Raw genomic sequence first — 14,493 nt, 5'->3', positions numbered from 1 at the left:
TTAGCGCTGCTCGGCGTTCAGGCAAGCGGCCTGGACGCCCGGGCAATGGTTGGCGGCTGGGGTTGTTCGATGGATCGGGAACGGTCGTCACCCTGAACGCTTGGCGCCGGGTGCTTGCATGGCCTAGGCCTGACCGCCTTTAAGCACAAAGCAGGCCAACTTCTGCAAGACCAACGGCTAATAGCTAGGACGTGTCGTCGCACCCCATCTTTAACGGTTTTTCTGGCGACAATCCGCCACATTATTCTCCCCGTAGCGGGGAATGTGGCGGATTTCCCCCTTTCCTCAAGCACTTAGCCGCGCAGTCACCTCACCAAGCTGGCCCGACAGGCCATGCAGGCGCTGACCCGCCTGCTCAGTCTGCTGCACGGCCTGCTGATTGGCGGTGGCGATCCGGGTGATTTCCACCACGTTGCGGGAAATATCTTCGGCCACGCTGGTCTGCTCTTCCGCGGCAGTGGCGATTTGCCGGTTCATGTCGCGTATCGCTTCCACCGCCAGCGTGATGCGCTGCAACATCTGCCCGGCACGCTGAACCTGCTCGGCACCCTCCTCACTGCGCTGCTGGCCGCTCTCAATGGCCTTGACCGCCTCCACAGCGCCGGACTGCACAGCACTGATGATTTGATTGATTTCAGCGATTGAGGCAGCGGTGCGCTGAGCCAGGTTACGCACCTCGTCGGCGACCACAGCAAAGCCGCGACCGGCCTCCCCTGCCCGCGCCGCTTCGATGGCAGCGTTGAGCGCCAACAGGTTGGTTTGCTCGGCAATCGCACGGATCACCTCCAGCACCTTGCCAATTCTGACGCTGTCGGTTTCCAAGTGGCGGATGACCGCCGCTGTACCGGCAATTTCCTGATTGACCGTGGCGATGGTGTCGATGGTGGCCTGCATGACCTGCTCACCGGCCTGGGCACTGTGGTCGGCATCATCGGCGGCGCGTGCCGCTTGGGCGGCATGGCGGGCGACCTCTTGAGCCGTAGCCGACATTTGATGCATGGCCGTGGCCACCTGGTCGGTGCGCTGGAATTGATCATCGGCGCCGCGGGCCATGCCGCCGGCGATATTGCGTAACTCACCACTGGCGTTTTCCAGCTCACCGGCATTGTCCTGCAAGCGGGCAACGGTGTCGGCGAGAAAGTCACGCAAGGTATTGGCAGCCACAGCAAGGCGACCCAGTTCATCTTCACGGTCGGTGGCAACCCGCGCGTCGAAACGCCCCTGACTCAATTGCGCAACATACTCGATCAAGCCACGAATCGGCTCGATCAGATTTCGATTGACCAGCCACAGACTCAGCAAGCCCACCAGTAATGCCGACCCGAACATCACCAGTAGTCCAAGCCACACAGTACGTTCTGCCGACTGATTGATGGCCTGGGCACGCCCTTGAGCCTCGCTGCGCAACTGACTCACCAGTTCACTCATCTGCTCGCTGGTGGCACGATCCACCCCCTTGACCGCCAGGTCTCCTGCACTGGGATCAGCACCTGCTGCCAGGAATGCCTGACGCCCCTGGGTATAGGCCTGACCCAATTGACGGTGACTTTGCTTGAGCTGCTCGGCACGGGCCTTGAGTGGCGCCTCGCTGGCCTGGATCAACTGGTCGAGAATGCGCTGCACTTGCTGCTCACGGGCGAGAAACTGCTGCCAGTACTTGTCCAGTTCAGCCGGTTGCTTGCCACGCAACAGCACATTTTTCCACTCTTGGACCTGGACCTTGAACTGCAGGTTGGCCTCATCGATCAACTGCGAAGCCTGCAGCGGCCCATTGATCAGCTGGCCATAGCCACGAACACTGGATGACAACAATTGAAAACAGACCAGCGCGATCACCAGCATCGCCAACAGGCTGCCGCCAAGTAACGCGAGAATTTGCACGCTCAAGGATTTACGCAACATCAGAAAGGAGTCCCGGAACAAGGAAAAAGGGAACGACGCACGTCAGCGTCGACCAGGCAAAGACGTCCCTGTCCTTGTTCACTGGCAATGGCTACTGGGCAAAAAAAAGCTGCCATCAGTCGATAGCAGCCAAATTCGAGCGTTACGCAACAGCTGGAAGCGATAGTCTCAAGGGATTGCTACAGAAATGTGACAGTTTGCAGGGCGCTGTCACAAATCCGTAACGGTATTGAATTGCAGGGCTGCCAGCCTTGCATACAACGGGCTCTCGGCGATCAACTGACGGTGGCTGCCGATCGCGACCAAGCGCCCCTGATCGATCACTGCGATGCGATCGGCATGCTGCACCGTGGCCAGCCGATGGGCGATGACCAGCGTGGTGCGCCCACTCATCAAGGTCGGCAATGCTTGCTGGATCAGGTGCTCGCTTTGGGCATCGAGGGCACTGGTGGCCTCGTCCAGCAACAGGATCGGTGCATCCACCAACAGCGCCCGGGCAATGGCCAGACGCTGGCGTTGACCACCCGACAGCCCCAACCCTGCATCACCCAAGTGGGTCTTATAGCCCTCAGGCAACTGCAGGATGAATTCATGGGCATGGGCACCGCGCGCCGCGGCCTCTACCTGGGCATCGGTCGCCTCGGCACGTCCGTAGCGGATGTTCTCCTCGACCGTTCCGAAGAACAGTGCCGGGTTCTGCGCTACCAGCGCAAAGTGGCGGCGCAAGTCTTGCGGATCGAGACGATTCAGCGCCTGACCATCAAGAAGGATCTGCCCTTGCTGGGGATCATAGAACCGTAGCAACAGGTCAAACAGTGTCGATTTACCCGCCCCTGAAGGCCCAACCAACGCCAAGGTTTCGCCCGCCTCGACGGTCAAGCTCAAGCCATCAATAGCCGGCGGTGTCGGTCTTGAGGGATAAGCAAAGCGCACCTCCTGCAACTCCAGTCGGCCACTGACTCGCGACGCCGTGCGCTCCAGCCCTATAGGCGGCGCGCTGATTTCACTGCGCGCCGCCAACAGCTCGGCGATCCGCTCTGCCGCACCAGCGGCGCGCTGCAGCTCACCGATCACTTCACTGAGGGTGCCAAACGCACTGCCGACAATCAGACTATAAAAGACAAAAGCCGCCAGCTCACCACCAGAGATGCGCCCGGCAATGACATCCATGCCGCCGACCCAGAGCATCACACCGACAGCACCGAGCACCAGCACGATCACCAGGGTGATCAGCCAGGCGCGCTGCCTGATACGTTTGCGCGCGACATCGAAGGCCGCCTCCACCGTGCGACCGAAGCGCTGCTGATCACTGCCTTGGTGGTTGTAGGCCTGTACTGTCTTGATCTGCCCGAGGGTTTCGGCCACATAACTGCCGACATCGGCCACCCGATCCTGGCTCTGGCGCGACAGGCTGCGCACCCGCCGCCCGAAAATCAGGATCGGCGCCAGCACCAGCGGCAAGGCCAATACCACGATACTGGTGAGCTTGGGGTTGGTGATAAACAGCAGAACGATACCGCCCAGCACCATCAGGGCATTTCGCAAGAACAATGATAACGACGAACCGATCACCGATTGCAGCAACGTTGTGTCGGCAGTCAGCCGCGATTGGATCTCTGAGCTGCGATTGCTCTCGAAGAAACCAGGATGCAGGTAGATCAAGTGATCAAACACCTGTTGGCGGATATCCGCGACACAGCGCTCACCAATCCACGACACCAGATAGAAGCGGCTGAAGGTACCAATGGCCAGTGCCAGTACCAACAACAGAAACAAACCAATCGATTGGTTGAGCAACTGAGGGGAGCGTGTCATGAAACCCTGATCGACAAGCAGCCGAATACCTTGCCCCATCGACAAGGTGATACCGGCAGTGACAATCAAGGCAAGCAAGGCCAGCACGACCTGTTTGCGATACGGGCGAATAAAACGCCAACCCAGACGCAGGGCCTGACGCTGACGAGAAGAAACGCGATTGAGCATGGAGAAGCCTGAGGTCAGCTATTTCACCCAGCCTACACCTGACCGCTCGTCCTACGCCAAGGAACGCACTGGAATAAACAGGCGCGGGTGTCAAAACCGTATCACCGAGCGTTTTAAGGCCTTTTCTACCTGTATATAGACCGTTTCGTTCTAAGCCGACACTGGAGGTTTGCGCGACTTTCTGGTCGACTGGAAAGGTCGTACGGTGGTCACCAAGGAGCTGTCATAGTTCGGTCACTGAGCGATTCTAGTCTGAGCTTGCAACCTGATGAGGAGACAGGAAATGAGCTTGCCGCAAAGCAACACCCAAAGCCAGAGCGCGCCTGATCCGAAAGCAACGGTAGGTGGTTCGTTCATCGACCAGAATGGTAAAGAGATCACAATCACCGAAGAAATGGTCCAGCAAGCTTGCGAGAAGCTTGAGCAAAGCCGCAAAGACCCCGCCAAGAAAGACTGAACCACCTCGAATTCTTCAACCCGGCACCTGCGCCGGGTTTTTATTGCCTGCCTTCAAACCAGCACACCACCCAGGGCCCGAACCATTTGCGCCAGATGTGGCGCCTCACCTTGCAGGCGCACCTGCATCCCTTCGATCTCGCGACGTGGCGGGTAATGCTTGCGCAAGGCATCAAAGGCGGCCCGCTGCTCCAGTGGATCGCCGCTCAGGCTGCGACGGAAATCGGCATCATCCCGGCGCGGGTCGTACACTGCACGGCACAGGGTGGCCAAAGCCCATGCCGGATCGGTTTCTGCCTGCAGGCCGATCCCGGCCAACCACGGTTGCGGCAGCAAATCGGCCAGTTGCACCGTCGCCGGCTCGCCGCGCCAGGCGCAGAAGGCCTGATAGATCTGGGCGGTACCGCGCTGCTTGCCGTCCAGACTGTAGCCAGCAATGTGCGGGGTGGCCAACACACAGAGATCAGCCAACTCCAGATCAACCTGCGGTTCGCCCTCCCAGACATCCAGCACCGCCAGCACATCCTCACGCGCCAGCAGCAGCTCACGCAAGGCGTCGTTGTCGATCACAGGTCCCCGGCTGGCATTGATCAACCAAGCACCCTGGCGCAACGATGCCAGTTGCTCACGGGCAAGCAAGTGCCAGCTGGGATGCTCGCCATCAGCGGTCAGCGGGGTGTGCAGGCTGATGACATCGCACTCACTGAGCACCGTTTGCAGGCTGACAAAATCGCCGCCTTCCCGGGCCTGGCGTGGCGGATCACAGACCAGCACCTGCCAACCGAGCCCACGCAGCACCTCGACCAGGCGCCCGCCGACTTCGCCAGCACCGACCACGCCATAGGTACGCGCAGTCAAGTCAGCGCCATCGAGCTCGGCCAGGGTCAGCAGGCTGCCCAGTACATAATCCACCACGCCACGGGCGTTGCAGCCTGGCGCGCTGGACCACTGAATACCGGCTTGGGCAAAGTAGTCGAGCGCCAGGTGATCAGTGCCAATGGTGCAGGTACCGACAAAACGCACCTTGCTGCCCTCAAGCAACGCTTGGTCGACGCGGGTCACCGAGCGCACCAGAAGAACATCGGCATCTTTTACACAGGCGGCGTCAATCGCCCGCCCTGGATAGCGGCGGATTTCGCCAAAACCGGCAAAAAAGGCATCGAGCAGAGGAATATTTTCGTCGGCAACAATCAGCATGGCGCTCTCCTATCGGGGTTCGCAGTGTAGGCCCTTGCAGGGGCGCTAATCCAGTTGGGGAGCAAAGCAGCGGGTTTATTTCCTGACCGATGCGTCAAAGCGTAGACTAGTCGGCTTTGTGCACCTTTTTTGTGGACGCCCGCCTTGTGACACCGATGACTGCTGACCACCTTTCCCCTACTCCATCCCGCGTTGCTCGTGTGCGCGGCGAAGTACGCAGCCTGTTGCTGCTGGCCACGCCGATCATCATTGCGCAACTGGCTACCACTGCCATGGGCTTTGTCGATGCGGTGATGGCTGGGCGGGTCAGTCCACGTGACCTGGCGGCAGTGGCGCTGGGCAACTCAATCTGGATTCCGGTGTTCCTGCTGATGACCGGCATCCTCCTGGCCACCACCCCTAAAGTGGCACAACGCTTTGGTGCAGGCCAACAGGGCGAGATCGGCCCATTGGTACGCCAGGCCTTGTGGCTGGCAGTGGGTGTCAGCCTGATTGCCAGCGCCTTGCTGATCAGCGCCGAGCCGATCCTGCAGGTGATGAACGTCGACCCGCAATTGGTCGATCCGAGCATGGGTTATCTGCAAGGCATCGCCTTCGGCTTTCCCGGTATCGCCCTGTACTACGTACTGCGCTGCTACAGCGATGGTCTCGGCCGCACCCGCCCAAGCATGGTCATTGGCTGCCTGGGCCTGCTGCTGAACATTCCGCTGAACTACGTGCTGATTTACGGCCACTTCGGCCTGCCGGCCCTGGGCGGGGTTGGCTGCGGCTGGGCCAGCGGGATTGTCATGTGGTTCATGGCCCTGAGCATGGCGGCCTGGACCCGGTGGGCCCCCGTCTATCACAACAGTCGGGTCCTTGTGCGTTTTGAGCGCCCACAATGGGCGGTAATCAAACGCCTGATGGGCGTCGGCTTGCCGATCGGCATCGCGGTGTTTGCAGAATCGAGCATCTTCGCCGTCATTGCCCTGCTGATCGGCAGCCTTGGCGCCACCGTGGTGGCCGGCCACCAGATCGCCCTGAACATCAGCTCGCTGCTGTTCATGATTCCCTACTCACTGGGGATGGCGGTGACGGTTCGAGTCGGCCAGGCGATCGGTGCCGGTGACCCACACCAGGCGCGCTTCGCCGCCCTGGTAGGACTGGGCGCGGCCTTGGTGTTTGCCTGTTTCTCGGCGGGACTGATCCTGCTGATGCGCGAACCGATCGCCTCGATCTATACCCCGGACACCGCAGTGATCCAGATCGCGGCGATGCTGATTGTATATGCCGCGCTGTACCAGTTCTCCGATGCCATTCAGGTAATCGCAGCGGGGGCGTTGCGTGGCTACCAGGACACCCGGGTGACCATGATCCTGACCTTGTTCGCCTATTGGGGCATTGGTCTGCCGGTGGGTTACGTGCTGGGGCTGACCGACTACTTCGGGCCTGCCAGCGGCCCCAATGGCTTGTGGGAAGGCCTGATCGCCGGCTTGACCTGCGCCGCTTTGATGCTGTCGATTCGGCTGGCGCGCAGCAGTGGCAAGCACATCCGCCGGGCGCAACGCGCTTAATCGAGTTTCTTGCGGATCCAGTACAGGTAGGTGCCCGCGTCTTCCTGTTGCTGGACCAGTTCGTGGCCAAGAAACACGCAAAACTTGGGGATATCGCGACGGGTCGACGGGTCGGTGGCGATCACCTTGAGCAGGCCGCCAGCGGCCAGGTCACGCACGTGCTGGTGCAGCATCATCACCGGCTCCGGGCAGTTGAGACCGGTGGCGTCGAGGGTGGCGTCTGGGATGAAATCGGTCATGGGGTACTCCGCAAATGATGGGCTATTGTCGCTCATACAAGTGGCGAGGTCACCCTGTAGCCGCTGCCGCCAGGCTGCGATCGGGCGTGAAACGGCCGTCATTCAGACCCCTCTCGCTGAAACTGGATGACGGCTGCTTCGCAGCCGATCGCAGCCTGACGGCAGCGGCTACAGACTCAACGCGGTTTCAGGTCCAGGCGTCGCAAATGACAGGTCACCTCTTCACGATCGTGATACAGCTGCTTGCACCCGATCGAGACCTTGACCTTGCGCGCTTTGAAGCCCTCTTCAATGCGCTCCAGCAATCGCCGTACTTCGGCGTAGCGCTGCTTCATCGGCAGCTTGAGGTTGACCACGGCCTCGCGGCACAAACCCTCGCCTAACCAGGTCTCAAGCAACGCCGCGCTGCGCGCCGGTTTCTCGACGATATCGCAGACCATCCAGTCCACTGTCTGTTTGGGTTTATAGGTGAAGCCGTCGGCCATCAGGTGCTGAACCAGACCGGTGTCCATCAAGCTCTCGGCCATCGGCCCGTTGTCGATGGCGGTCACCAGCATGCCCCGTTTGACCAGCTGATAGGTCCAGCCGCCCGGCGCTGCGCCGAGGTCGACGCCGGTCATATCATCGGACAGGCGCGCATCCCACTGATCGCGAGGGATGAAGTGGTGCCAGGCTTCTTCCAGCTTCAGGGTCGAGCGGCTGGGTGCCTCACGTGGGAACTTCAGGCGCGGAATACCCATTGGCCACATGGCTGAGTTATCGGCACCCGCAACCCCGGCAAACACCCGCCGGCCACTGACAAACGTCAATAGCAGACGGGGCTTGCTCGGGTCTTCTACCAGACGCCCCGCTTTGCTCAGGGCCTTGCGCAACGGCACTTCGAACTTGCGGCAAAAGGTCGAAAGCTCCTTGCCGTCGTTAGTGTCCATCACCTCCAGCCATAGGCTGCCACACACCGGGTAATCGCCCAGCAATTCGAGCAACACACTGATGCGGTCGGTTTCCGGCAATTCGACGAAACTGCCACGAGCCCACTGCCGAGGGAAAATCAACTGCGTGAAGCGCAGTTCGCGCATCAGCCGTTCAGTGCCGTGGGCATCGTTGCAAATGAATTCGGCACACGCCGACTGCGGCTTCGCCTTGGCGTAGCCGGCAACATCGAGCCGGGCAGCATGCTCGGCGATTTCGGCACAGACTTCACTCTCAAAGCCCGGCCGGCAATGCATAAACAGGGTATTCATCGTTACTCCAGAACGGTTGGCGGCCAATCACCCCAACCCTGACCAGGCGCAATGCACTGCGCCGGTAAATCGGCGAATGATAAAGGAAGTTCGGAACCTGCGACACGCCCCGCCGGTCCAGTACTTGGTCAGGCCCGCCAAACAGGGCTAACCTGACCGTTCAGCCAGGTCCGTGCCGTGCGGACCGTCACAGAGGCGGTGAACCGGCGACAGCAAGGAAGATTGCCGTTCACCGGCGCAGAAGGAGTTGGTAATGCCCTCGCTCGATAGCCTGAAAACCCTCAAGTCCCTGACGGTCGCTGACCGTCCCTATCACTACTTCAGCCTGACCGAAGCCGCCAAGAGCCTCGGCGACCTGCAGCGTCTGCCGATGTCGCTGAAGGTCCTGCTGGAAAATCTGCTGCGCTGGGAAGACAACAAGACCGTCACCCGCGATGACCTCAGCGCCTTGGCCGACTGGCTCAAGGAGCGCCGCTCCGACCGCGAAATCCAGTACCGCCCAGCACGGGTGCTGATGCAGGATTTCACCGGGGTTCCAGCAGTGGTTGACCTGGCGGCCATGCGCGCCGCCATGGCCAAGGCCGGCGGCGACCCGCAGCGGATCAATCCGCTGTCGCCAGTGGACCTGGTCATCGACCACTCGGTGATGGTCGACCGCTACGCCAGCCAGGAGGCCTTTGCCCAGAACGTCGACATCGAAATGCAACGCAACGGCGAACGCTATGCCTTCCTGCGCTGGGGCCAGAATGCCTTCGATAACTTCAGCGTAGTTCCCCCGGGCACCGGCATCTGCCATCAGGTCAACCTGGAGTACCTGGGCCGCACGGTCTGGACCCGTGAAGAAGACGGGCGCACGTATGCCTTCCCTGACACCTTGGTTGGCACCGACTCGCACACCACCATGATCAACGGCCTCGGCGTTCTCGGCTGGGGTGTGGGCGGTATCGAAGCGGAAGCGGCCATGCTCGGCCAGCCCGTATCGATGCTGATCCCAGAGGTTATCGGCTTCAAACTGACTGGTAAGCTGCGCGAAGGCATCACCGCCACCGACCTGGTGCTGACCGTTACACAGATGCTGCGCAAGAAAGGCGTGGTCGGCAAGTTCGTCGAGTTTTACGGCGATGGCCTGGCCGACCTGCCCTTGGCTGACCGTGCAACCATCGCCAACATGGCACCGGAGTATGGCGCCACCTGTGGTTTCTTCCCGGTTGACCAGGTGACGTTGGACTACCTGCGCCTGTCCGGTCGGCCAGAGGCGACGGTCAAGTTGGTCGAAGCTTACTGCAAGGAACAGGGCTTATGGCGCCTGCCCGGTCAGGAGCCAGCGTTTACCGACACCCTGGCCCTGGACATGCATGAGGTTGAAGCGAGCCTCGCCGGCCCCAAACGCCCCCAGGACCGGGTCGCACTCTCGCAAGTCAGTCAGGCCTTCGACAGCTTCCTCGGCCTGCAGCTACGCGCCTCAAGCAAAGACGTCGGCCGCCTGGAAAGCGAAGGCGGTGGTGGTGTTGCAGTGGGTAATGCCGACCAGGCTGGCGAAGTCAGCTATGAACATGAAGGCCAAAGCCATCAGTTACGCGATGGCGCGGTGGTGATCGCGGCCATTACGTCCTGCACAAACACCTCCAACCCCAGTGTGATGATGGCGGCCGGCCTGGTGGCGAAGAAAGCGGTCGAGAAAGGCTTGAAACGCAAACCTTGGGTCAAGAGCTCGCTGGCGCCCGGCTCCAAAGTGGTGACTGACTACTACAAGGCCGCAGGCCTGACCCCTTACCTCGACGCCCTCGGCTTCGATCTGGTCGGCTACGGCTGCACCACCTGCATTGGCAACTCCGGCCCCCTGGATGAAGTGATCGAAAAGGCCATTACCGGCGCGGACCTGACCGTGGCCTCTGTGCTCTCGGGCAACCGCAACTTCGAGGGCCGTGTACACCCCCTGGTGAAAACCAACTGGCTGGCCTCACCGCCACTGGTAGTTGCCTATGCACTGGCCGGCAGTGTACGCCTGGACCTGAGTAGCGAACCGCTGGGTATGGGTAACGACGGCAAACCGGTGTACCTGCGTGACATCTGGCCGAGCCAGCAGGAAATTGCGGTCGCCGTTGCCAACGTCGACACCGCAATGTTCCACAAGGAATACGCCGAGGTCTTCGCCGGTGACGCCCAATGGCAAGCGATCGAAGTGCCGCAAGCGGCCACCTACGTTTGGCAAGATGACTCCACCTATATCCAGCACCCGCCGTTCTTCGATGACATCACCGGCCCGCTGCCGGTCATCAACGACATTCACGGCGCCCGGATACTGGCCCTGCTTGGCGACTCGGTGACCACCGACCACATCTCACCGGCCGGCAACATCAAGGCCGACAGCCCGGCCGGGCGTTACCTGCGCGATAAAGGCGTGGAACCTCGCGACTTCAACTCCTACGGCTCGCGCCGCGGCAACCACGAAGTGATGATGCGCGGCACATTCGCCAATATCCGCATCCGCAACGAAATGCTCGGCGGCGAAGAAGGTGGCAACACCCTCTATATCCCCAGCGGTGAGAAGCTGGCGATCTACGATGCGGCTATGCGCTATCAGGCCGACGGCACGCCTCTGGTGGTAATTGCCGGCCAGGAGTACGGCACCGGCTCCAGCCGCGACTGGGCAGCCAAAGGCACCAACCTACTGGGCATCAAAGCGGTACTGGCGGAAAGCTTCGAGCGTATCCACCGCTCCAATCTGGTGGGCATGGGCGTGTTACCGTTGCAGTTCAGCGCCGGGCAAACGCGCAAAACCCTGGGGTTAGATGGCAGCGAACACATCGATATCCTTGGCTTGAGCAACGCCAAAATCCAGCCGCATATGCAACTGACCCTGATGATCAGCCGCCAGGACGGACGTCAGGACCAGATCGACGTACTGTGCCGAATCGATACCCTCAATGAAGTGGAGTACTTCAAGGCAGGCGGCATTCTGCATTACGTGCTGCGGCAATTGATCGCATCCTGAAGGAGCGGCCCGGCCTTTATGGCCGGGCTTCATCAGGTCGAGGCCTGGATGGACAGGTGGTCACCTGCTGACTACTGTGTCAAAAATCTGAAATATAGTTGCTAAAGTAGCCAACTTTGCGCAAACGCCATAGCGCAGCCCAGAATTTGGATCCTTGCGGCAGATCAAGCAGCGCAAATATTCATTCAACAAACCCCTCACGCTGCCGATAACCCTCGAAAGCCTTGCGGATTGAACAGCTAATGCGTAACAACCAGCCGATTACCCAGCGCGAACGGACTTTCCCTGCTCAACAACGCTTGATCTCGACCACCGATACCAAGGGTGTCATCACCTATTGCAACGATGCGTTCGTCGAAATCAGCGGTTTCTCCCGCGAGGAGCTGATGCGCGCGCCGCACAACCTGGTGCGCCATCCCGATGTGCCACCAGCGGTGTTCGCGCACATGTGGGGCACGCTCAAGCAAGGCTTGCCATGGATGGGTATCGTCAAGAATCGCTGCAAAAGCGGCGATCACTATTGGGTCAACGCCTACGTTACCCCGGTGTTCGAGAGCAACCAGGTAGTCGGCTATGAGTCGGTTCGGGTCAAGCCCACCGCCGAGCAGGTACGTCGCGCCGAAGCCCTGTACCAGCGCATCAACCAGGGCCGCTCGGCGATCCCGCGCCGTGATAAGTGGCTGCCGGTGGTACAGGATTGGCTGCCCTTCATTCTGGTCAGTCAGATCGGCTTCCTGATCGGCAACTGGCTCGGTCATTCCTGGGGCTTTGCCCTGGCGGCCGGCCTGTCGGTGCCGCTCGGCCTGCTTGGCCTGAGCTGGCAGCAACGCGGCCTCAAGCGCCTGCTGCGCCTGGCCGAACAATCCACTTCCGACCCGCTGATCGCGCAGATGTACACCGACAGCCGCGGCGTGCAGGCACGACTGGAGATGGCCATGCTCAGCCAGGACGCGCGCATGAAAACCTGCCTGACGCGCTTGCAGGACACTGCCGAGCACCTCAACGAACAAGCCCGACAGTCCGACACCCTGGCCCATAACAGCTCCTCAGGCCTTGAGCGCCAGCGCGTCGAAACTGAACAAGTCGCTGCTGCAGTTAACCAGATGGCGGCTACGACCCAGGAAGTAGCCAACCACGTCCAGCGTACGGCTGACGCCACCCAGGAAGCCAATCGCCTGACCGGCCGTGGCCGCGACATCGCAGGGGAAACCCGCGATGCCATTCAGCGCCTGTCGGCAGCGGTCGGTGAGACCGGCCTGACCGTGACCCAGCTGGCGCGCGACAGCGACGAAATCGGCGGCGTGGTCGATGTGATCAAAGGCATTGCCGATCAGACCAACCTGCTTGCTCTCAACGCCGCCATCGAAGCCGCGCGGGCGGGTGAAATGGGCCGTGGATTTGCCGTGGTCGCCGATGAAGTCCGCCAGCTGGCCCAACGCACCAGCGAATCGACCGGGCAGATTCACAGCCTGATCGCCAAGCTGCAGCAGACCGCCAGCAATGCTGTACAGACCATGGAATCAGGGCATCGTCAGGCCGAAGAAGGTGTCGCACGGGTAATGGAAGCAGACCAGGCCCTGATCGGCATCAGTGAAGCAGTGGCCAATATCACCGACATGGCCACCCAGATCGCCGCTGCCACCGAAGAACAGACCGCAGTGGCCGACGAGATCAGTCGCAACATCAGCACCATCGCCGAGCTGGCGGACCAGACCTCGGAGCAGGCCCAGCATTCGGCCCAGCTTAGCGAAGAGCTGACCCGCACGGCCACTACCCAGTACTCGCTGGTCGAGCGCTTCAACCGCTGACGAAAGATGTTCTTGGGCCGGGGGTGGGCGCTTGGAGCGCGAGCTTATCCCGTCGATGTGGCGACGCTGCCGGCCCCTTCGGGGGCCACGCGGCCCGTTGTGGGAGCTGGCCTAGCGATGCAGACACCGCGCACTGCCTGACAACTTGTCGATACCATCGTCGGCAAGACCGGCTCCCACAATAGGTCAGCAAGTGCCGGAAGGGGCGCCGATTCCCGCCTTACCAGTCGAGCGTCAGCCGGCTTTCGAAAAAGCGTTCCTCGCCACTCAGCGGATCCTTGAAGCGTAAACGCTGGGCCAACAACTTCAACGGTTTGCTGTAGTCATCCTGTTCCTGCAGCACGTCTGGATAAAACGGATCGTTGCAGATACTCGCGCCCAGTGCCGTCATGTGCACACGCAACTGGTGGGTCTTGCCGGTGATCGGTGACAAGCCATACCGCCACAGCTCGCCATTTTTCTCCAACACCTCGGCCAGGGTCTCACTATTGGGCTGCCCTTGGACCTCTTGCATACGGAAGAACGGTTCGCCACTGACCATGCGACTCTTATGCACTAGCGGGAACTGCAATCGCGGCAAGGCTGGGGCTATGGCCTGGTAGTGCTTGTCGATCTGACGATTGGGAAACAGCGATTGATAGGCCGCGCGGCTCTGGGGATTGGCGGAAAACAACACCAGCCCGGCCGTGTGTCGATCAATACGGTGCAACGGTACCAGGCTGGGGTTATCCAGACGCCGAATCAGCCGCCGTAACAGCGTGTGTTCGACATACTCGCCTGTCGGCGTGACCGGCAAAAAGTGCGGCTTGTCAGCCACCACCAAGTGCTCGTCGACATGCAAGATCTGCTCGACGAAAGGGATCGGCTTCTCGTTGGGCACTTCACGAAAATAGTGGATGCGCAGCCCCGGCTTATACGCCAGCGCTGCACTGATCGGTTGCCCCTGAGCATCAAGCACCCGTCCGCGGGCAATCCGGTCAAGCCACTGCTCGCGCCCGATGGCTTTGAAATGCTCGCTCAAGCAATCGAGTACTGTCACCCAGTTGCCTGGTGGCAGGCAGACTGTACTGGCTTGATGCTGAGCCGGATCGAAAGGGGCAGTGGCCATGAGAACGCTCG

Annotated in this window: 10 protein-coding genes and 1 pseudogene; 4 read left to right on the top strand and 7 right to left on the bottom strand. The window is 60.8% G+C overall.

The window, feature by feature from the left end; translation table 11 throughout:
* Positions 1 to 285: 285 nt before the first annotated feature.
* The 3 genes and pseudogenes from CX511_RS25595 to CX511_RS08785 form a co-directional block, all read right to left on the bottom strand.
* Positions 286 to 990, bottom strand: coding sequence for a methyl-accepting chemotaxis protein (locus CX511_RS25595; RefSeq protein ID WP_409077879.1), 705 nt, complete (start codon positions 988 to 990; stop codon positions 286 to 288).
* A gap of 228 nt (positions 991 to 1,218) precedes the next feature.
* Positions 1,219 to 1,329: pseudogene (locus tag CX511_RS25590) on the bottom strand (hypothetical protein); the annotation flags it as partial.
* Positions 1,330 to 2,112: 783 nt separating this feature from the next.
* Entirely contained in the window at positions 2,113 to 3,885 is a 1,773-nt protein-coding gene (locus tag CX511_RS08785) for an ABC transporter transmembrane domain-containing protein (protein WP_101293279.1), read from the bottom strand.
* A gap of 283 nt (positions 3,886 to 4,168) precedes the next feature.
* Here CX511_RS08785 and CX511_RS08780 point away from each other — a divergent pair, with 283 nt between their 5' ends.
* Entirely contained in the window at positions 4,169 to 4,342 is a 174-nt protein-coding gene (locus CX511_RS08780) for a PA1571 family protein (RefSeq protein WP_177327807.1), read from the top strand.
* 53 nt (positions 4,343 to 4,395) lie between these two features.
* Here the strand turns inward: CX511_RS08780 and pdxB are convergent, their stop codons facing one another.
* Positions 4,396 to 5,538: a 4-phosphoerythronate dehydrogenase PdxB gene (gene pdxB, locus CX511_RS08775; RefSeq protein ID WP_101293280.1), complete on the bottom strand. Its 1,143-nt coding sequence runs from the start codon at positions 5,536 to 5,538 to the stop codon at positions 4,396 to 4,398.
* Between the two features lie 155 nt (positions 5,539 to 5,693).
* Here pdxB and CX511_RS08770 point away from each other — a divergent pair, with 155 nt between their 5' ends.
* Positions 5,694 to 7,091, top strand: coding sequence for an MATE family efflux transporter (locus CX511_RS08770; RefSeq protein ID WP_045186801.1), 1,398 nt, complete (start codon positions 5,694 to 5,696; stop codon positions 7,089 to 7,091).
* Here the strand turns inward: CX511_RS08770 and tusA are convergent.
* Together tusA and rlmM are read right to left on the bottom strand one after the other, a co-directional pair.
* The gene (gene tusA, locus CX511_RS08765; protein WP_045186803.1) at positions 7,088 to 7,330 is read right to left on the bottom strand and encodes a sulfurtransferase TusA; all 243 of its coding nucleotides are present in this window, start codon (positions 7,328 to 7,330) and stop codon (positions 7,088 to 7,090) included. The genes CX511_RS08770 and tusA overlap by 4 nt on opposite strands.
* A 176-nt stretch (positions 7,331 to 7,506) precedes the next feature.
* Entirely contained in the window at positions 7,507 to 8,571 is a 1,065-nt protein-coding gene (gene rlmM / locus CX511_RS08760; protein WP_101293281.1) for a 23S rRNA (cytidine(2498)-2'-O)-methyltransferase RlmM, read from the bottom strand.
* A 253-nt stretch (positions 8,572 to 8,824) separates the two neighbouring features.
* Here rlmM and acnA point away from each other — a divergent pair, with 253 nt between their 5' ends.
* Together acnA and CX511_RS08750 are read left to right on the top strand one after the other, a co-directional pair.
* Complete coding sequence (gene acnA / locus CX511_RS08755; protein ID WP_101293282.1) at positions 8,825 to 11,566, top strand: aconitate hydratase AcnA; 2,742 nt, start codon at positions 8,825 to 8,827, stop codon at positions 11,564 to 11,566.
* Positions 11,567 to 11,808: 242 nt separating this feature from the next.
* A complete protein-coding gene (locus tag CX511_RS08750) occupies positions 11,809 to 13,374 on the top strand; it encodes a methyl-accepting chemotaxis protein (protein WP_045186812.1) in 1,566 nt (521 codons plus the stop codon).
* Positions 13,375 to 13,594: 220 nt separating this feature from the next.
* Here the strand turns inward: CX511_RS08750 and CX511_RS08745 are convergent, their stop codons facing one another.
* The gene (locus CX511_RS08745; protein ID WP_101293283.1) at positions 13,595 to 14,482 is read right to left on the bottom strand and encodes a pseudouridine synthase; all 888 of its coding nucleotides are present in this window, start codon (positions 14,480 to 14,482) and stop codon (positions 13,595 to 13,597) included.
* Positions 14,483 to 14,493: the final 11 nt, after the last annotated feature.

The sequence above is a fragment of the Pseudomonas sp. S06B 330 genome, from assembly GCF_002845275.2.
Classification (GTDB): Bacteria; Pseudomonadota; Gammaproteobacteria; order Pseudomonadales; family Pseudomonadaceae; genus Aquipseudomonas.
This window is presented reverse-complemented; position numbering and strand designations above follow the sequence as displayed.

Excerpts from the sequence above, each read along its gene's own strand:
- CX511_RS08770 (WP_045186801.1), top strand. The coding sequence starts at position 5,694 with ATGACTGCTGACCACCTTTCCCCTACTCCATCCCGCGTTGCTCGTGTG.
- CX511_RS08785 (WP_101293279.1), bottom strand. The coding sequence starts at position 3,885 with ATGCTCAATCGCGTTTCTTCTCGTCAGCGTCAGGCCCTGCGTCTGGGT.
- CX511_RS25595 (WP_409077879.1), bottom strand. The coding sequence starts at position 990 with ATGTCGGCTACGGCTCAAGAGGTCGCCCGCCATGCCGCCCAAGCGGCA.
- CX511_RS08745 (WP_101293283.1), bottom strand. The coding sequence starts at position 14,482 with ATGGCCACTGCCCCTTTCGATCCGGCTCAGCATCAAGCCAGTACAGTC.
- tusA (WP_045186803.1), bottom strand. The coding sequence starts at position 7,330 with ATGACCGATTTCATCCCAGACGCCACCCTCGACGCCACCGGTCTCAAC.
- CX511_RS08780 (WP_177327807.1), top strand. The coding sequence starts at position 4,169 with ATGAGCTTGCCGCAAAGCAACACCCAAAGCCAGAGCGCGCCTGATCCG.
- rlmM (WP_101293281.1), bottom strand. The coding sequence starts at position 8,571 with ATGAATACCCTGTTTATGCATTGCCGGCCGGGCTTTGAGAGTGAAGTC.
- CX511_RS08750 (WP_045186812.1), top strand. The coding sequence starts at position 11,809 with ATGCGTAACAACCAGCCGATTACCCAGCGCGAACGGACTTTCCCTGCT.
- acnA (WP_101293282.1), top strand. The coding sequence starts at position 8,825 with ATGCCCTCGCTCGATAGCCTGAAAACCCTCAAGTCCCTGACGGTCGCT.
- pdxB (WP_101293280.1), bottom strand. The coding sequence starts at position 5,538 with ATGCTGATTGTTGCCGACGAAAATATTCCTCTGCTCGATGCCTTTTTT.